Raw genomic sequence first — 17,813 nt, forward strand, 5'->3', positions numbered from 1 at the left:
AGGTCGAAGTGAGAGAGGTGGCGGGTGCTGAGCCTGAACGGGGTCCACTCACCTTTGAAGTATAATTACCTTTCAAAGGTAAAGGTGCATGCAGTATTTGGAGTGGAAATGTCATGGCCAAGCATCAAGAGGAGGTTGTTCTGACCGTAACGAACCCTGCCTGTCTGGTCGACGGCACGGACGCGGAGTTTCGGCATCTTGTCAACGGGTTGCTGCCGTTTGCAGCCCGGTTACTGTCGGTTCGTGACGGTTTCGGCACGCTAATCGGCCTCACGGGAATCCAGTACTCGTTGCTTATCGCGATCGCTCAGCTTTCGCACGAGGACGTCGTCACGGTCAATCAGTTGGCGGACCATCTGCATTTGAGCGGTGCGTTCATTACCATCGAAACCGGAAAGCTTAAAAAATTGGGATTGATCGACAAACGATCCCACCCTGACGACAAGCGGAAGATGCGGCTGACGGTGACATCGGCGGGATCGAAGCTGCTCAAGGAGCTTGCCGCGAAGCAACAGCACATCAACGACGTCCTGTTTGAAGGGGTGACCAAAACCGAGTTCAAGGTGCTCTGTTCGGTGGTGGATCGACTGGTCGCCAACGGCGATCGCGCCACGCTCGATCTTTCGCACCTGATCGCGCGGCAGGAGAAGCGCTAAGCGATTCGCCCACCGCTGTTTGACGTGAAGGCGCTGATCGGCGAGTCCCTTCACGTGTTTTGGTGTTAGTGCGCAGCCCATTGAATCGCGCTGATGTCGATTCCTTCAAGGTGCATGTCCCACAGCGGACTCAGCGCGCGCAGTTTCGCCACGGTGCTTTGCACCTGGCGAATCACCTCGTCCACTTCTTCCTCCGTGGTGAACCGTCCCAACGTGAAGCGAATCGAGCTATGCGCCAGCTCGTCGCTACGGCCGAGCGCTCGCAAGACATACGAGGGTTCGAGCGACGCCGACGTGCACGCCGATCCTGAGGACACCGCGACGCCCTTGATACCCATGATCAAGGATTCGCCTTCCACGAAATTGAAGCTGACGTTGAGGTTATGCGGAATGCGCTGCGTCATGTCGCCGTTGACGTAAACCTCCTTCATCTGCGTCAGGCCTTCCAGCAGTCGATTGCGCAAGGTCTCGACGCGGCGGCTTTCGGACACCATTTCTTCCTTCGCGATTCGAAAAGCTTCGCCCATCCCGACAATCTGATGGGTGGGCAGCGTTCCCGAGCGCATTCCCCGCTCATGGCCACCACCATGCATCTGTGCTTCGATCCGCACGCGCGGCTTGCGGCGGACATACAGCGCACCAATACCTTTCGGACCGTACACCTTATGGGCGGTCACGGTCAGAAGGTCCACATTCAGCGCATTGACATCGATGGCAATCTTGCCGGCTGCCTGCACGGCATCGCAATGGAAGATGACGCCTTTGGCGCGGCACATGGCACCAATATCGGCGATGGGTTGAACGACGCCGGTCTCGTTGTTGACCATCATGACCGAAACGAGAATCGTGTCGGGACGCAACGCTTCTTGCAGCGCACCCAGGTCTAGCAGGCCGTCCTGCTGGACGTCCAGGTAGGTCACCTCGAAATCCTGCCGTTCCAGCTCGCGGCACGTGTCTAGTACCGCTTTGTGTTCGGTTTTCACCGTCACGATATGCCGGCCTTTTCCCTTGTAGAAATTGGCCGCGCCCTTAATCGCCAGATTGTTGCCTTCGGTCGCGCCGGAGGTCCAGACGATCTCTCGCGGGTCGGCTCCAAGAAGCCCGGCAACGTGTGCGCGAGCCGTTTCCACAGCGTCATCCGCTTCCCACCCGTAACTGTGGCTTCGGGACGCCGGGTTGCCGAAGCTCTCGTTCAGGAACGGAAGCATGGTTGCGACGACCCGTGGATCTACCGGTGTCGTTGCGCTGTAGTCCATATAAATCGGACGAGATGACTGTTTGGTTTGCATGGTTCTTACTCCAGAGGGCCCGGTCTCTTCACATCGAGCGAATGCCGGCAGATGCAGCGGACGCAGTTTAGCTTGGAGTCGTCCGCATTCCCGTCAACATCCATCCGCCGAGTAGGGTTGTCGTTTCCCTGCCGACCTCAAATCGGGGTTTAGGATAGCTTGTTTAGCTTTATTGAAACGACTTTAATAAAAGCTAAATAACAAAGCTAATAAACAACGCTTTGTGTGATTAATTGTAGCATCGCCGGGCCGGCGGTGCGTTAGAGGGAGAGCGAGATGGGAGATAGCACTGTGACGTCGAGCGGCAGCCCGGACGCGCAGCGTCGGTTCCGGACGGCGTTGTCGATGTTTGCGACAGGCGTGGCCGTGATCACGGCGCCGAGAAAGAATGCGCCGCCGATCGGTATCACAGTTGCGTCATTCAACTCCGTCTCACTCGATCCGCCTCTGATTCTGTTTTCCGTTGACCGGCGAAACCTGAGCTTGCCTGACCTGAGTGCCGTTGGCACCTATGCGGTCAATGTTCTCGACGAAGCTCAGCAAGATATGTCGAATCGATTCGCGAAGGCGAATAGCGACAAATGGGGAGGCATGCCCGGAGTCTCGAGCGAGTGCCCCGAAGTCGTCCTGCTTCCCAACGCATTAGCCACTTTCGAATGCGAACCGTATGCGCAATACGACGGGGGAGACCACGTCATCTTCATCGGTCGCGTCAAAAAACATCAATCCCGGTCGGAAGGACGTCCGCTCGTCTTTTTTGGCGGCCGATACCACACGCTCAACGATGCTCATCAGCCGTCTGTCTGAACACCCATCCGACCCAATTTCCGGAGAACATCATGATCAAGAACGGGACCCAACATATTGCGTCGCTGCGCGACGGACGGCAGGTCTATATCAACGGTCAAGCCGTCGGCGATGTGACATCGCATCCCGCGTTCCGCAACTCGATTCGCAGCTACGCCAATCTGTACGACTTCCAGGCGCGTCCGGAGAACGTTGAAAAAATGACCTTCGCGTCGCCCGACACGGGGCGGCGCATCAGCAAGATCTGGCAACTGCCGACCTCTTATGGCGAGTTGGTGGAGCGGCGGTCCGCGCTTGAGGCATGGACGGAGCTTCACTACGGCTTCATGGGCCGCTCGCCGGACCACGTCGCTTCATGCATCTCGGGCATGTATATGGGCATCGACGTGTTCGAGCAGTACGATCCGGCGCGCGCCGGTGCCTTGCGCGACTACTACAAATACGCCCGTGATAACGACCTCTTCCTCACTTATGTGATTGTGAATCCGCAGGCCAATCAGGCTAAAGCGGCGCACGAACAGGAGGACAAATACCTAGCCGTCGGTATCGTCGATCAGGACGCGGAAGGCATTACGGTGCGTGGCGCGAAGATGCTTGCCACCAGCGGCATCATGGCGAACGAGGTGTTCTGCAGTTGCATCCAGCCGTTGCGCCAGGGCGACGAAATGTATGCGCTGTCGTTCGCGGTGCCGATGAATGCTCCGGGCATGAAGGTGATGTCACGCAAATCGTACGAGGAGAACTCGCCTTCGGTTTTCGATAATCCGCTGTCGAGCCGGTACGACGAAAACGACGCAGTGCTCTATTTCGATGACGTCAAGGTGCCGTGGGAGCGCATTTTCGTGGCCGGCGACGTGGCGATGTGCGCGAAGCAATTCCATGCGACGCCGGCACACAGCTACCAGAACTACCAATGCCAGGTGCGCTTGATGGTCAAGTTGCGCTTTCTCGTCGGTCTCGCCTTGAAGATCACGGAAATCAACGGTACCAACAGCTTCCCGCAAGTCCGTGAAACGTTGGGCCAACTCGCCTCTGAAGCGTCGATGGTGGAAGCCTGGGTGTACGGCATGGAGGCGAAGGGTCGCATCGAAAATGGCTACTACGTGCCGGATCGCAACATGCTTTACGGCTCACAGGTGGTGACCCAGCAACTGTATTCGAAGGTGCTCAATACGCTGCGCGAACTGGCGGGGGGCGGAATGATCATGCTGCCCTCGAGCATTCGCGATTTCGAGAATCCGGACCTCCTCCGAATCATCGAGAAAACCCAGAAGTCGCCTGTCTGCAGCCCGGAGGAACGCGTCAAGTTCTTCAAGCTCGCATGGGATGCCGTCGGCTCCGAGTTCGCGTCGCGTCACAACCAATATGAACTTTTCTACGCGGGCGCATCGTTCGTGACGAAGGGCCACGCCTTCCGCACCTACGACTGGCCACGCGCGACGAGTCTCGTCGACGATCTGTTGTCGACCTACTCGCTCGATGCTGAGCTCACAACGTTGCGGGCCGCCTGATTCCGGATTTCACCCGATTCCAATTCACACAGGAGAACAGTATGGCAATCAACAAACTTCATGACGAGTTTCGCACGCTGGGAATGGATCAGGGCTGGCAGTTGCCCGAAGGCTACGATCCGGCTTCCGGCGCGCAGGAACTGATCCTTTCCGGCTCGCTCGACACCGTCAACAAAGCAGGCAGCCGCACGCGCCTGCTGCGCCTGCCGGGCGGGCTCTTTACGAAGAAGCCGTTCGTCCACGATTACTGGGAAGAGGTGTTTCTCGTGGAGGGCGACCTGACGGTTGGCAACGACGAGAATGGCCACGGCGGCACGCCGTTCAAGGGCTACACCTACGCGGTGCGGCCGCCTGGCGCCTACCACGGTCCGTTCAAGTCGGAGAAGGGCTGCGTCCTGCTTGAGATTCATTACTTCGATCCGGCCTGATCATGCTGCCTGCGATCGATGCTTTGCGCATTCAGCTTGCCAATCGCCATCTCGACGAGCAGGCGCTCCTCGCCTCATGTGTCGGGAACATCGAAGCCGATGCGGGTGAGGGCCAGAGAGTCTTCCCGTATGGAATCAGTCCAGCGGCGACGACCCAGGCAATGACAAGCGATGCGCTGCGTCGATATGGCGTCGCAGGACCGCTCTCTGGCATTCCTATCTCGGTCAAGGATCTCTTCAACGTACAAGGGGAGATCACCCGGGCGGGGGCGCACGTCCTGCCGGAGCAGGCGGCGACCCGCGATGCCGTGGCGATTGCCCGGTTGCGCGCCGTCGGCGCGGTGTTCGTGGGCCGAACCCACATGACAGAGTTCGCGTACTCGGGACTGGGTATCAATCCCCATTACGGCACGCCCACGAATCCGTTTGATCGCGAGGCGGCGCGCATTCCTGGCGGTTCGTCGTCCGGTGCCGCGGTATCGGTGGCGGACGGTACGGCGGTGGCCGCAATCGGCTCCGACACAGGTGGGTCGTGCCGGATTCCCGCTGCCTTATGCGGTGTCGTCGGCTTCAAGTCCACTGCGTCCCGCATCTCACTGGACGGCATGGTGCCCTTGTCGCCCAGTTACGACTCGGTCGGATCGATGGCGCCGAGCGTCGCTTGCTGTGCCTCGATCGATTCGGTCATGGCAGGCGAGCCTGAAGCGATGCTGCCGCCTTTTGCGATGCATGGCTTGCGGCTGGCTGTGCCGACGAAACTGGTGTTCGACGATATGGACGCGCATGTGGCCACCACCTTTGAGCGCGCTCTCTCAAGGCTGGCTGCGGCCGGCGCGATGCTGAAAGAAGTGAAATTCGATAGCTGGAACGCCCTCTCCGAGTTGGGGCGGCACGGAGGCCTGGTGGCGGCAGAAGCGTGGGCATGGCACCTCCGTCGCGCTGGCCGTGTCGAACGTGGCGAAGGAAAAGCATCGGATCGCCATTGCAAGCGGTGCTGGAACCACGCGGCTAAGCAATGAAGACTGCTCGCCGTACACGATTCAGTACTCGTACGACACGTATGCGTTCACGACGAGCCTCGTGAAGTCGATGGCGATGGTACAGCGATGTGATTGTCTTCATCGCAGCACTCTACCAAGTCGACCAGTCACCGTGACAACGTCTCTGTCAGCAGCGGCTGATTGACGATGAATAACGGCGCGGCCGCAGACCTGTATGAAACCAATCGACCATCGACACGATATCGAACACCGGCACGTCGAAACGCTCCGCGATCAATGCGGAATAGGGGGCGAAATTGCTGCATTCGCTGACGATCGCTCCCACCTCCGGATGACGCGTCAGCAGACGTTCTGCGCATTCGAGCACGTCGTTGGCCTGTTCGTCGAAGCTCACATGAGGCGCGTTGGCGAGGTTGTTTTGCAGAAAACGGCTGTCGTCCGACAGACCGGCGACCGGCAGATCGAGCGGTGCGTTGGCCGCATGAAGATGCGTGGCGGTGAGCGACATTTCGCGCGCCGTCAAAATGCCGACGCGCTGCCGAGCTGGCAGCAGTGCCGCAATCGATGGAATCTGCAGCAGGCTCGACGTCGCGACCGGCACCCGGCATCGCTCGGTGAGCGACTGTTGGAACGACACGAGAAAGCCGCAACTGGTCGTGATGCCGTCGACACCCAACGCGGCCAGTTCGTTCGCCGCTTCGACGAAACGGTCGAGCAGCGGCGCTGCTGCAACCGGATCGCCGCAGGTCGCAGCCATCACGTCCGGTCCCGTCAAGCCTTTCAGTCGCGCGTATTGCACCGGAAACTGCCATGTTTCGCCGTGCCCGATGTCGCCTGGCAAGCGCTCGAAGCCCGTATCCAGCATCAGGATGCCGATGCTCACGCCGTGGATCGTGCGGCTGCGCTGTTGCGCAGTGGTCATGCTAGACGAGGCGGAATCAACCATATTCAATTGACGAAGCAGTTGCATTGATCGAGCGCGGCTGGCAACGGCAAGCCGAGTTCCTTCAGCTTACGACGGTTGATCAGTGCCACATAGTCCGAGGGCACCGCGCGATAGGTGGGCAGTGAGGCGGGCTTGGTGCCGTGCAGCATTTGCACTGCGAGGTCGGCGGCATGCGCGCCTTGCGATTCATACGAGGGTGCGTATGCGACCGCGATGATGTCGCCCTTGCGGATCAACTCGTGCTCCGCGCTGAGAATCGGAATGTGCATGCGATCCGTGACCGACGCGACCGCCGGTAACGACGATTGCACCAGGTTCGAGCCTATCGCATAGAAGAAATCGACACCGCGCATTGTGCCCGTGCGTTGCGGGACATCGACGGTGGAATCGACCGAATTGGCAACCATTGTCAGGCCGGCTTTATTGGCGGCCTCTTTCAGGCTTGCGATCGCGGCGACGTCGTTCACTTCGCCCGCGTTATAGAGCACGCCGAAGGTCTTCGCCTTCGGGAACACCTGCTTCGCAAACGCCAGCACCGCGTTGTAATTGGTCGCGCTCGACGTTCCGGTGATCCGCGCGCCGCCGTGTTGCCAGTCGGGGACGATGCCGGCCTTGACTGGATCGGTGATCTGCGAAAACACGAGTGGAATGCTCGTGTCGTTGACGTTGCGCACGGCGGCTTGCGCGACCGGCGTCGTGATCGTCAGGATCACTGCCGGATGTTGCGACAGAATTTGCGCAAGCGACTGCGGAATCAGGCTCGGCGTGAAATTCGCGTCGCTATACGCGTATCTGACGGTCTTGCCTTCGACGTAACCGTCTTTTTCCATCTGCTGTTTGAATCCGGCGATTGTGCGCGCCAACGCCGGGTGGGGGCCGAAATTTGCAATGCCGACGACGAGCGGTGTCGCGATGTTCGGCGCCGGTGCGTCGGCGGCAAGCGTCGGCAGGCTGGCTAAAATCGCGGCGATGGCGGCAAGCGCGGAGCCGAGACGGCGCGGTTGCGTGCCGGTGTGCCGGGCAATCTTTTGTTGGAGATTCATATCGAGGCTGCCTTGAAGAAGCGGTGGCGAAGGGATCGGTAAAACAGCAACCGCAATAAGCCGTACGTGAGAGTTCCGATTGTCTTCACCCGGGAGGCGCCTGCCCATCCCGACAAAATAAACAGTTCCGATCGCCTATCAATTCCGGCGTCTCGCTGCGATTGCCCATTTCGCGAGGGTTTACACCCAACTGGAAAACCGCTTTCTGCGCGCTCTAGTCAAGCGATTCTCAGATGGAGGAAATCGGTTCTAACTATTTTGAGCCGATTGCCAGCCCAGTCGATGCTTTTTAGTCTTCGTCCTGGCGCGGCATTCCCGCTTCAGCACGCGACCCATTTCATAACCGAGGCTGCTCGCCAGCCTGTTATTGGCGTATCAACCGGACCTTTTAACATGAAACGAATCTGTCTTGCAGCGTTGCTCCTTTCGATCGCAGCCGTCGCAGAGGCACAAAGCGCCTCGGGTTCCAGCGTCACGCTATACGGCGTGTTGATGGAAGGACTGATCTACTCGAACAACTCGCTGAAGGGACCGTCGGTCGGCACCGCGAACGGTCCGAGCCGCTGGGGTTTCAGGGGCGTCGAAGACCTGGGCGCCGGCATGCGCACCCTGTTCGTACTCGAAGGCGGCTTCAACCCCAACACCGGTACGGCCGCACAGGGTGGCCGGGAATTCGGCCGCCAGGCATACGTGGGCCTGCAAGATGACAGCTGGGGTACGCTGACCTTCGGCCGCCAGTATGATCTGACGCAGGACTGGCTCGCGCAATATTCGTCGCCGTTGATGTGGAATGGCTATACGGCCACCGTCGGCGACAACAACAATTTCAACTACCAGTTCCGCACGAACAATGCAGTCAAATACGTATCGCCATCATATCGTGGCTTGCAGGCAGGCCTGCTGTACAGCTTCGGCGGGGTGGCAGGTAGCTTCGGCAATCAAAGCGCGGTCGGCTTCGGTTTGAACTATGCGCAAGGGCCGCTCAAGCTGTCGGCAGCGTATATGCGAATGAATCACCCGGCGTCGGCGGCAAGCGAAGGCTTGTGGACGACATCTCAGTTCGCTTCAATTTCGGCGAATTCACCGGCCCTTTCTTATGCGATCGCGCCGTCGAGCATGGAGCTGTACGGCGCAGGCGGTTCGTATGCGATCACGAGCACCACCTCAGTCGCAATGGTGGTCACGCATAGCCGGTTCGACGATCTGGGTGTAGCCCAACTCGGCCTGGCGAATGGCCGGGCCAGCTACACCAACATCGAAGCGAACGCGAGCCACTTCTTCACGCCGGCCTATCAGATGGCGGCCGACTACGTGTACACGATGGGTAAGGTTGAACCAACCGATTTCTCGCCGAAATATCATCAGATTTCGCTGATCAACAACTACTTCCTGTCCAAGCGTACCGCGCTGTATCTGACCGGCATCTTCCAGCTCGCCGCGGGCGACGCGCAGCATGCCAATATTGAGTACGCTAGCGGCAACGGCGGCGCGTCAGGCAGCAAGCGTCAGGTCGCGGTTACTGCGGGCATTTTTCACCGGTTCTAATGAGGGCTGGCAACGCCGTTCACAGGTGTGCCGCACCGCGTGACGCTGCGTCGTCATGCGGTGCCGACGTTTGGGACACGTGTTCATGAGCGGTGACCGTTGGCGCACACGATGAGCTTCCGTAATGAAATCTGGAGTGAGTGTGGATTCGAATGTCGATTTGAACGCGATGCGCCCCGCAGCGGAAGAAGCGCAGCCCGCTGCCCGCAATGGCGCGGAGATTCTCGCGGATGCGCTGCGTGGCTTCGACGTACCGGTAGTGAGCTTCATCCCCGGCGAGGGCATTCTGGAGCTGGTCGATGCGCTGGCAGTCCGGGCTCCGTCCATTCGACTCGCGAGCTTTCGTCACGAGGCAGGCATGGCCTACGCCGCGCAGGCGATCGGTCAGTTGAGCGGCCGGCCCGGCGTCTGCCTCGCGGCGCGCGCGCCAGGTGCGCTGAACACGACGCTCGCCATTCACACGGCCTACACTGACAGTGCCCCGCTGATCATGATCGTCGGTCAGGCGAGCGTGGAATCGTCGGGGCGCGAAGCGATGCTCAATGCGGATGACTTTCAGCGAGTGTTCGGGCCGTTGACGAAGTGGGTCGGCGTGGTCGATGTGCCGGCGCGGATCGGTGAGATGCTGGCGCGTGCGTGGCATGTCGCCATGACCGGCCGTCGCGGACCTGTCGTGCTGGTGATGCCGGAAAACGTTGCGCAGGAACGCACGGTTGTGCCCGATCCGATGTTGCCGAACCTGCCGCGCCCGGCGATCGGCAATGCGGATCTCACTGTGCTGCGCGACATGCTGAGTCTCGCGCGCAGACCCGTCCTGCTGATCGGCGGCACGGGCTGGCAAGCCGGCGCGCTACATGAACTGACTGCGCTCGCTGCGCGGCATGCGGTGCCGGTTGCGACGACGTACCGGCGCCGCGATCTGATCGATCACGACGACGCGGGCTTTATCGGCGAAATCGGTCTTGGGGTCGACGCCGCGCTTGCTGCACGGATTGCCGAGGCCGATCTGCTGATCGTGCTGAACGGCCGGCTCGGCGAGCTGAATACGGTCGGCGCAGGCTCGTTCAAGGGCTTCACGCTGCTCGATCCGGCGCGTCGTCCGGGGCGCGATGCGCAGCGCCTCGTGCATCTCCACGCGGATGCAAACGAAATCAACACCGTCTATCATCCGGACCTCGCGGTCCAATGCGAGCCGAATGGCTTTGTCGCGTCGTGGTCCGAGATGACCGCCGCGCAAGACGATGCCGCATGGCTCGCGCCCGAGCTCGCGGAGACGCGGGCGCAATGGCGCGATGACGCACGGCGCGACCGGCTGGCGTTCATCGAAAGCGGCCGGTGTGAAGGCCCACTCGATCTGCGAGCGGTCTACGCCACGCTCGACGCCGCGCTCGAGCCCGACGCGCTGATCACGTCTGGCGCGGGTGCGTATGCGGTGTGGCCGCAGCGTTATCTGAAGCATCGCCGCTACGGCACGCAACTGGGCCCGAAAAGCGGCGCCATGGGCTACGGGCTGTCGGCGGCGATCGGAGCAGCACTGACGTCCGGCACGCCGCGGCAAATCGTTGCGATTGCCGGCGACGGGTGTCTGATGATGCACGCGGAAGAACTCGAAACAGCCGTCAGGTTGCGCGTGTCGCTGTTAGTGATCGTCGTCAACAACTGCTCGTATGGCGCGATCGACAGTGCGCAACGCCGGATGTTCGGCCGTTCGACCGGGACCGCGCTGGGGCCGATCGATTTCGCCGCGCTCGCGCGCGCGTTCGGCGCCGACGGCACGACCGTTACCGACACCGCTGGCTTCGCCCCCGCACTCGAGCGCGCGCTGCACCTGCCCGGCGTCAAGCTGATCGAATTGCGCGTGCCGTCATCGGTCGGCAAACCGCTGTCGTGACGCGATTTTCCCGATCTCTCCACAGAAACCCATGAACTCCCCGACAGATCACCCCGCAGTCCATCAACGCGACGGGCAGCTATCAGCGCCGCGCACCCCGTGGCAGCTAGCCGGTTCGATACCGCAGAGCGTCGCCGTGGTCGGCGCCGGCCTCGCTGGGCTGACCGCCGCATACCGCCTGAAGCAGGCCGGCATGCAAGTGACGGTATTCGAAAGCGAGAACGTCGTCGGCGGGCGAATGGGCGATCGCAAGGTCGGCGATATCGCCTTCAATAGCGGCGCCCGGCTCGTCTATCCGTTCGGCCGGGCATTCAACCGGCTGGTCGAGGACCTGTCGCTGAACGACATCCTCGTGCCGTTGCGCAATCTGACCGCGCAATGCGTCGCGCCGGGCGGCACCCATACGATCGAACTGATGCCGTCGTTCCGCTCGCTCGCGACGCCGGGTCTGCGCGTCACCGAACGGATCGCGATGATTCGGCATGCGTTGCAGATGCGTGCGCTGAAGAGTCGCGTGGACCCGGACTGGGCGATCAGTGCGCTCGATGTTGACCGGGCATTCGACCAGATGACGCTCGCTGACTACACGCGCGAACGGATCGGCCCGAACGTGCTGGCGAGGATGGTCGAACCGGTCTTCCGCGCGACGCGCAGCTTCAACCCGGAAACGCTGTCGGCGCTGTTCTATCTGACGACCGTGCCGCATCTGATCGGCGAGACCACCGTTTATACGTTGAAGGGTGGGATGGGCCGCGTGTGCGAGGTACTCGCGGCGCAACTGACGGTGCGCACCGGCATACGCGTCGCGTCGATCAGCCGAGCCGTCCCGCCTGCCGCGCCGTCGGCTGCCGGCCATGGCGCCTGGCAGCAGCCGGCGATGACGCTGACGCTGGCCGGTGGTGAGGTGCTGCGCTTCGATCATATCGTCTGCGCGGTGGAAGGCTCTCTCGCGCGGCAGTTGGTCGACGCGCCGCTCGACGCGGAGCGCGCGATGCTCGACAGTGTGCGCTACAACGCGCTCGGGGTCGTGCATTACGGTTTCGCGAGGCCGCTGCCGCCGGTGATGAATTTTGCGACGCGCGGCACGCCAAGCCGGATTGCGACGTATCAGCAACTGCCCGCCGCGCCCGTGCAAGGCCGGCCGCTGACACAGATCTACTGCCAGTTGACGCCCGAAGCCGCCGAAGAAGCGATGGACCGCGGCCTGACCGGCGATCTCGACGCGTTACTGCGTGACGAACTGCGCCAGCGCATCCCCAATTTCGACGCACAGGTGGTTAGCGTTGTGAATCAGTGGATCCCGCGCAAGCTGCCGGTGTTCGCGCCGGGCTATGGCGCGCGTTTGCAAACGTTCTGGCAATGGCAGGAAGATCCGGCGCGCGCGCTGGATCGGCCGGTTGTCTATTGCGGCGACTGGACCTCGCAGGCGCTGCTGACGGGTGCATGCGCCAGCGGCGAGCGGGCCGCGCAGATCGTTCTGGCTCGCGTGCTGAATCACACACCCGAGCGCGGGCAAAACTAGGCAAAACGTCGCAACTTTTAGCGAAACGGCAATAGCGCGACCGCGAATAAATTCAGTGTTGGTATCGATGCTACAAAGTCATCATGCCAATCAGCTAACAGGAAATCTTGCAATGAAGTTATTTTCTAGGGGTTTACGAGCTTCTGCCAATCCGTGCGGTACCCTGTTTTCCTCGCTGCGCATGACGAGGCTGCGCGGCGCGTTGATCGGCGGTGCGGTGGTGGTGCTGAGCCTGAACGCGCCGTCGGTCCCGGCACAGACCGCGGGCGTCACGACGATCGGCATTGCCAGCCTTGGGCCCCATCCGTCGCTAGCGAAGACGATCCAGGGTTTCAAGGACGAGATGTCGAAAGAGGGCTATGTAGACGGCAAGAATGTCGACTATGTCTACAGCGACGCGAATTTCACGCAGGCGCTGATGTCGCAGATGTTCTCGCAGATCCTGTCGAAGCATCCGGCGATGATCCTCACGGTCACAACGTCCGTGTCGCAGGTTGCTCGGGCGGCGGTAACAGATCACACGCTTCCACTCATCTTTACCGAAGTCACCGATCCCGTGGCAGCCGGGCTCGTGCCTGACTGGTCGCACGGCGGCGATCGTTTCACCGGCTCATCGGACCTGCAGAATTTCGACGCGGTACTCGACTTCGCGAAGAAGGCGTTCCCTGGCGTGAAGTCGTTCGGCACGCTCTACAACCCCGGCGAAGCGAACGACGTCGTGACGACCAAGGCACTCTCCGACGCCGCGAAACGCGCCGGACTCGAATTCAAACCCGTCAGCGTCGACAGCGTCAACGATATCGAGCAACGCGCGCAAATGCTCAAGGGCGTAGGTTTCGTCTACATCACCGGCTCGAATCTCGTACAGTCCGCGATTCCCGCAGTCGCTGCCAGCATGATGCGGATGAAGGTGCCGGTGCTGAGCTCGGAAACGGAAGCAATCAAGAAGGGCATGGCGACCGCGTCATATGCAGTGTCTCTGGAATCGGTCGGCGCGAATGCGGCGAAACAGGCCGTGCGCGTGCTGAAGGGCGAGCACACGTCCGCTGTGCCAGTTTTAAAACCCGCGCCGACGGACTACGTGACGTCGTTGAGCAAAACCCAGTTCGCGAAGCTGGGGCTGATGATTCCCAAGCGCTTCGAGGACTGCAAATGCTTCATCAATTAAGCGGCCAACGGCAGGCCAAGGTCACGACCATGCGCGAGAAACACATTGCGATGCTGTCGGTCGAGAAAGTCAGCAAGACCTTTCATGCGGGCACCGTCGACGAGCGCATCGCACTGACCGATGTGTCGTTGAAACTCGCCGCCGGCGATTTCGCCGTTGTCGTCGGCGGCAACGGCGCAGGCAAATCGACGTTCCTGAACATGCTCGCCGGCGAAGTGACGCCGGATACCGGCGTAATCGCGATCGACGGCGACGACATCACGTCGTTGCCGACCCATAAGCGCGCGAAGCATATCGCACGGGTGTTTCAGGACCCGGCGATCGGCACGGCAGCCGCGTTGAGCCTCGAGGAAAACCTTGCAGTCGCGAACATGCGTGGCCTGAAGCGCGGTTTCGGGTTGGGCATCACGCGTGCGCAGTCGAAGGAATTTCACGACCGCCTCGCATCGTTCGATCTGGGATTGGAAAGCGGCTGAAGGCGAAGACGTCCTTGCTGTCGGGTGGTCAGCGGCAGGCGCTGTCATTGCTAATGGCGGTGTTGCAGCGTCCGCACCTGCTGTTGCTCGACGAGCACACCGCGGCGCTCGATCCGCGTACCGCCGCGATCGTCATGCGCGTGACGGAGCAGGTAGTGCGCGAAGCGAATCTGACGACGCTGATGGTGACACACAACATGCAGCACGCACTTGACTACGGCAACCGTCTGGTGATGATGCGCGACGGCCGGATCGTCGGCGATCTGACCGGCGAGGCGAAGCGCACGATGACGATGGAGAAACTGATGGCGACCTTCAACGAAGAGCCGCCGATATCATTAACGGTGAACGCATGAATCTACTGAGCGGTTTTATCGATCTCGTGCCGGTGGGCATGATGCAAGGGCTGACCTACGCGCTCATTGCGATTGCAATCATGATTCCTTTCCGGATTCTGAATTTTTCGGACATGACGGGCGAAGGCGCATTTCCATTTGGCGCGTGCGTGTGCGCGAAACTGCTGATGGTCGGTCTGAATCCGGTGATGGCACTGCTGGGCGGCGCGTTGGCGGGCTTCGTTGCGGGCGTGGTGACGGGCTACATCCACGAGAAAGCGAAGATCAATACGCTGCTGTGCGGGATTCTGGTCCTGTCGATGCTGTACTCGGTCAATATTCGCGTGATGGGGCAGCCGAATTCGGCGCTGTTTGCATTCCCGAGCATTTTCTCGTGGCTGCCGGAGGACGGCGGTGGTTATCTGCCGCGCATTCTGATGCTGGCCGTGATCGATATCGCGATCGGCGCGTGCGTGCTTTGGTTCCTGGGTACGCAACATGGTCTCGCGATGCGCGCCATCGGTTCAAGTCCGTCGATGGCAAAAGCGCAGGGCATCAACGTGAAGGTCTATACGCTGCTCGGTCTCGGGCTTGCGAACCTGTTCGCCGCGCTGGGCGGCGCCATGCTGGCACAGAACCAGGGTTTTGCCGATGTCAACATGGGCTTCGGCGTGCTGGTGAATGGACTTGCTGCGCTGCTGCTGGGCGAAGCGGTGATTGGCAATCGTTCGATGACGCGTCAGGTGATTGCCCCGGTGCTCGGCTCGATCATCTACTTCCAGCTGATTTCAGCTGTTCTGGCGATTGGCTTCCAGCCGTCGGATCTGAAACTGGTGACCGCACTGTTCGTGTTGTTGACGCTGCTCTCAATGGCGGCGCGCAAGAAGCGCGCGTCGGTGGGCCGCAAGAAAGTGGGCACGGCGACTGCCTGAATTCCAGTTCGCGCAGTCCGGGAATTCACAAGGCCCGGGTTGAAAGACCCGCGCCTTTTGTGTTTTGTGCGATGTTTCCGTGAAAAAAAATCCGCGTGTTCAAGACGCGGATTTTTTGCATTGACGATGAGGTCATGAGGTCACGCGCGATGCGCCAAGTCCCGCCCAGCGCCGATAAGCATCGTCGCGGTTCAGTCCAAGCTGGTCGAGTACGCGTTGCACCGTGTAACCGACCATCGTCTCGATGCAGTCGGGTTTTGCGTAGAACGCCGGCAACGGCGGCATCACGATCGCGCCCATCTCCGTGACCAGCGTCATGTTGCGCAGATGCGCAAGCGTCAACGGTGTCTCGCGTGCGAGCATCACGAGCTTGCGGCGCTCCTTCAGCGTCACGTCGGCGGCCCGTGAAATCAGGTTATCGTCGAGACCGTGCGCGACGGCCGCAAGCGTCTTCATCGAACACGGCGCGATGACCATGCCATCGTGCCGGAACGAACCGCTCGCGATACTCGCGCCCACCTCATTCTGATCGTGATACACGCTCGCTACGTCACGCAATGCCGCCCGGTCGAGTCCCATCTCGTCCTGCAATGTCAGCCAGCCGGCCCGTGACACCACCAGATGCGTTTCCGCGCCGCAGGCACGCAGCGCAACCAGCAGACGGACGCCGTAGATTGCACCTGTGGCGCCAGTAATCGCGACCACGAGCTTTGGCTGCGTCGGTGTGTCGGCGCGCATCATGATGTGGCGTGCTTGTCGAATTGCGGAAGATAATCACCCAGTACGATACTGTCTAACCCCGGAATCTTCTTGCGTTCGAATTCGGCTTCGCGGCCCCACGGCTTGGTAGCATCGATTGCAAGACGACCCCAATGGTCCTTGTGCGGATCGCGATAGAAGCCGGGCACGTCGTGCAGCACCATCGTCCGCGTATCGGCGCGCCCGCGGGTGAGAAATGCCCAGATCACCTCGTCGAGGTTGTAGATATCGACGTCCTTATCGACGACTATAACCAGCTTGTTGTAGTCCAGATGAGAACCGAGCGCGGCAAGCAAGGCGTGCTGCGCGTGACCGTCGTATTGCTTGTCGATCTTGATGATCGTATTCATCACAGTCGGCTGGCAACTGACGTCGAGCACGCCGCGCACCTGGCTCGCGACGTTCTTGTAGATGCGAGCGGCGGTCGCGGCTTCGAGCGGGCGCAAATCTTCGTCGGAACCACAAATCAAGCCCTGAAACACCGCGCCCTGGCGCCAACCCACGTGCGTCACTTCGAAAACGTGGTTGTCACCGACTTCGACGTAATAGCCCATGAACTCGCCGAATGGACCTTCGGGGCGACGCACATTTGGGAGAATGCGGCCTTCGATCACGATCTCAGCCGACAGCGGCACATCGAGATCGACGGTCAGCGCGCGCCGCATCGCGATCGGGCCACCGCGCATTGTCGCGGCCAACGACATTTCATCGCCGTCGGGCGGTAGAGACACGCATGCGCTCATAAAAATTTCCGGCGCCGGGCCGATCAGTATTACCGCTTCGAGCGCCTCGCCGCGCGCTTCCGCGCGCGCCTGAAATCGTGCGAGATCATGACTGCTCCCAAGACGGATACGCAGTTCGTCGTCGGATACGACCATCGAGCGATGAAACGACAGATTGCTGCGGCCAGTGTCCGGGTCCTTCGCAAGAAACACGCCGGCGGTAATGTACGGCGCACCGTCGCGTTCATGATAGGTGGGGATTGGCAGATCGGAGAGTTTGCCGGTGATCCAGTCGGCTGGATGCGCTACGGTTTCGGTCGGCGTATCGAGCGTTGCGGCTAGCGTGATTTCGCGGTCCAGCCGCGCGCAAAAGGTTTCGTCCGGATTGCAGCGAATGATTTCGCGCAGCCGGTCATGGTCGGTGTACAGGTTCAGCAGAACAGGCATGGTGCTGCCGCGAACGTTTTCGAACAGCACGGGCTTAGTCGTTTCCTGCTGCAACCGGCGTGCGACCGCGGCCAGTTCATAGCGCGGGTCGACTTCACGCGTGACGCTCAATAGTTCACCGCGTGCGCGCAGCCGGGAAAGGTAATGTCTCATCGTGCAAGGTCTCTCATGCGAAGTCGGGGACGGATTCATTCGGGATGACGAGCGTGGAGCCGGGCCGATAGTCGGGGGCACGGATCGAATCCGCACGCGCGCCGCGTCCAGGCTATTTATAACCGGTCGATTCGCGCACGGGCTTCGGCGATCGGCACACCGTTCTAGGCAAAGCGGTTTTT

General features: G+C 60.8%; 14 protein-coding genes and 3 pseudogenes. 12 read left to right on the forward strand and 5 right to left on the reverse strand.

Annotation, left to right across the window (positions count from 1 at the left end; all coding sequences use genetic code 11):
• Window positions 1-113: 113 nt before the first annotated feature.
• Window positions 114-656, forward strand: coding sequence for a MarR family winged helix-turn-helix transcriptional regulator (locus ACUN0E_RS08230; RefSeq protein WP_445566238.1), 543 nt, complete (start codon window positions 114-116; stop codon window positions 654-656).
• A gap of 65 nt (window positions 657-721) precedes the next feature.
• Here the strand turns inward: ACUN0E_RS08230 and ACUN0E_RS08235 are convergent, their stop codons facing one another.
• Window positions 722-1,945 carry an IscS subfamily cysteine desulfurase gene (locus tag ACUN0E_RS08235; protein WP_445566239.1) on the reverse strand — a complete coding sequence of 408 codons (1,224 nt, stop codon included), beginning with the start codon at window positions 1,943-1,945 and terminating at the stop codon, window positions 722-724.
• A gap of 276 nt (window positions 1,946-2,221) precedes the next feature.
• Here ACUN0E_RS08235 and ACUN0E_RS08240 point away from each other — a divergent pair, with 276 nt between their 5' ends.
• From ACUN0E_RS08240 to ACUN0E_RS08260, 5 genes and pseudogenes are all read left to right on the forward strand, one after another.
• Window positions 2,222-2,752: a flavin reductase family protein gene (locus ACUN0E_RS08240; protein WP_408520904.1), complete on the forward strand. Its 531-nt coding sequence runs from the start codon at window positions 2,222-2,224 to the stop codon at window positions 2,750-2,752.
• A 32-nt stretch (window positions 2,753-2,784) separates the two neighbouring features.
• A complete protein-coding gene (locus tag ACUN0E_RS08245) occupies window positions 2,785-4,263 on the forward strand; it encodes a 4-hydroxyphenylacetate 3-hydroxylase family protein (RefSeq protein ID WP_445566240.1) in 1,479 nt (492 codons plus the stop codon).
• Between the two features lie 41 nt (window positions 4,264-4,304).
• Window positions 4,305-4,691, forward strand: coding sequence for a cupin (locus ACUN0E_RS08250; protein WP_408520902.1), 387 nt, complete (start codon window positions 4,305-4,307; stop codon window positions 4,689-4,691).
• Between the two features lie 2 nt (window positions 4,692-4,693).
• A pseudogene (locus ACUN0E_RS08255) lies at window positions 4,694-5,557 on the forward strand (amidase family protein); the annotation flags it as partial.
• A gap of 73 nt (window positions 5,558-5,630) precedes the next feature.
• Window positions 5,631-5,756: pseudogene (locus tag ACUN0E_RS08260) on the forward strand (ABC transporter substrate-binding protein); the annotation flags it as partial.
• A gap of 102 nt (window positions 5,757-5,858) precedes the next feature.
• Here the strand turns inward: ACUN0E_RS08260 and ACUN0E_RS08265 are convergent.
• Window positions 5,859-6,614, reverse strand: a complete 756-nt coding sequence (locus tag ACUN0E_RS08265) for an aspartate/glutamate racemase family protein (RefSeq protein ID WP_445566241.1) — start codon at window positions 6,612-6,614, stop codon at window positions 5,859-5,861.
• 26 nt (window positions 6,615-6,640) lie between these two features.
• Window positions 6,641-7,681 (reverse strand): ABC transporter substrate-binding protein, encoded by a 1,041-nt coding sequence (locus tag ACUN0E_RS08270; RefSeq protein ID WP_408520900.1) that lies wholly within the window; start codon window positions 7,679-7,681, stop codon window positions 6,641-6,643.
• Between the two features lie 393 nt (window positions 7,682-8,074).
• Between ACUN0E_RS08270 and ACUN0E_RS08275 the strand changes: the two genes are divergently transcribed.
• The 6 genes and pseudogenes from ACUN0E_RS08275 (at window position 8,075) to ACUN0E_RS08300 (ending at window position 15,550) form a co-directional block, all read left to right on the forward strand.
• Window positions 8,075-9,226: a porin gene (locus ACUN0E_RS08275; RefSeq protein ID WP_408520899.1), complete on the forward strand. Its 1,152-nt coding sequence runs from the start codon at window positions 8,075-8,077 to the stop codon at window positions 9,224-9,226.
• A 124-nt stretch (window positions 9,227-9,350) separates the two neighbouring features.
• The gene (locus ACUN0E_RS08280) at window positions 9,351-11,117 is read left to right on the forward strand and encodes a thiamine pyrophosphate-dependent enzyme (RefSeq protein ID WP_445566242.1); all 1,767 of its coding nucleotides are present in this window, start codon (window positions 9,351-9,353) and stop codon (window positions 11,115-11,117) included.
• Between the two features lie 31 nt (window positions 11,118-11,148).
• Entirely contained in the window at window positions 11,149-12,639 is a 1,491-nt protein-coding gene (locus tag ACUN0E_RS08285) for a protoporphyrinogen/coproporphyrinogen oxidase (RefSeq protein WP_408520897.1), read from the forward strand.
• 112 nt (window positions 12,640-12,751) lie between these two features.
• A complete protein-coding gene (locus ACUN0E_RS08290; RefSeq protein WP_445566243.1) occupies window positions 12,752-13,807 on the forward strand; it encodes an ABC transporter substrate-binding protein in 1,056 nt (351 codons plus the stop codon).
• A 50-nt stretch (window positions 13,808-13,857) separates the two neighbouring features.
• Window positions 13,858-14,639 (forward strand): annotated as a pseudogene (locus ACUN0E_RS08295) (ABC transporter ATP-binding protein).
• On the forward strand, window positions 14,636-15,550 hold the full coding sequence (locus ACUN0E_RS08300; protein WP_408520894.1) for an ABC transporter permease: 915 nt from the start codon (window positions 14,636-14,638) through the stop codon (window positions 15,548-15,550). The pseudogene ACUN0E_RS08295 and the gene ACUN0E_RS08300 overlap by 4 nt, the downstream one beginning before the upstream one ends.
• A gap of 132 nt (window positions 15,551-15,682) precedes the next feature.
• On the opposite strand, the gene ACUN0E_RS08305 is transcribed toward ACUN0E_RS08300, so the two are convergent.
• Together ACUN0E_RS08305 and ACUN0E_RS08310 are read right to left on the reverse strand one after the other, a co-directional pair.
• Complete coding sequence (locus tag ACUN0E_RS08305) at window positions 15,683-16,288, reverse strand: UbiX family flavin prenyltransferase (protein WP_445570402.1); 606 nt, start codon at window positions 16,286-16,288, stop codon at window positions 15,683-15,685.
• The gene (locus ACUN0E_RS08310; RefSeq protein ID WP_445566244.1) at window positions 16,288-17,631 is read right to left on the reverse strand and encodes a UbiD family decarboxylase; all 1,344 of its coding nucleotides are present in this window, start codon (window positions 17,629-17,631) and stop codon (window positions 16,288-16,290) included. Before ACUN0E_RS08310 ends, ACUN0E_RS08305 begins: the two co-directional genes overlap by 1 nt.
• Between the last annotated feature and the right edge of the window lie 182 nt (window positions 17,632-17,813).

The sequence above is a fragment of the Paraburkholderia sp. D1E genome, from assembly GCF_052682275.1.

Coding starts and splice junctions, on each gene's coding strand:
- ACUN0E_RS08230 (WP_445566238.1), top strand. CDS start 114: ATGGCCAAGCATCAAGAGGAGGTTGTTCTGACCGTAACGAACCCTGCC.
- ACUN0E_RS08235 (WP_445566239.1), bottom strand. CDS start 1,945: ATGCAAACCAAACAGTCATCTCGTCCGATTTATATGGACTACAGCGCA.
- ACUN0E_RS08240 (WP_408520904.1), top strand. CDS start 2,222: ATGGGAGATAGCACTGTGACGTCGAGCGGCAGCCCGGACGCGCAGCGT.
- ACUN0E_RS08245 (WP_445566240.1), top strand. CDS start 2,785: ATGATCAAGAACGGGACCCAACATATTGCGTCGCTGCGCGACGGACGG.
- ACUN0E_RS08250 (WP_408520902.1), top strand. CDS start 4,305: ATGGCAATCAACAAACTTCATGACGAGTTTCGCACGCTGGGAATGGAT.
- ACUN0E_RS08265 (WP_445566241.1), bottom strand. CDS start 6,614: ATGACCACTGCGCAACAGCGCAGCCGCACGATCCACGGCGTGAGCATC.
- ACUN0E_RS08270 (WP_408520900.1), bottom strand. CDS start 7,681: ATGAATCTCCAACAAAAGATTGCCCGGCACACCGGCACGCAACCGCGC.
- ACUN0E_RS08275 (WP_408520899.1), top strand. CDS start 8,075: ATGAAACGAATCTGTCTTGCAGCGTTGCTCCTTTCGATCGCAGCCGTC.
- ACUN0E_RS08280 (WP_445566242.1), top strand. CDS start 9,351: ATGAAATCTGGAGTGAGTGTGGATTCGAATGTCGATTTGAACGCGATG.
- ACUN0E_RS08285 (WP_408520897.1), top strand. CDS start 11,149: ATGAACTCCCCGACAGATCACCCCGCAGTCCATCAACGCGACGGGCAG.
- ACUN0E_RS08290 (WP_445566243.1), top strand. CDS start 12,752: ATGAAGTTATTTTCTAGGGGTTTACGAGCTTCTGCCAATCCGTGCGGT.
- ACUN0E_RS08300 (WP_408520894.1), top strand. CDS start 14,636: ATGAATCTACTGAGCGGTTTTATCGATCTCGTGCCGGTGGGCATGATG.
- ACUN0E_RS08305 (WP_445570402.1), bottom strand. CDS start 16,288: ATGCGCGCCGACACACCGACGCAGCCAAAGCTCGTGGTCGCGATTACT.
- ACUN0E_RS08310 (WP_445566244.1), bottom strand. CDS start 17,631: ATGAGACATTACCTTTCCCGGCTGCGCGCACGCGGTGAACTATTGAGC.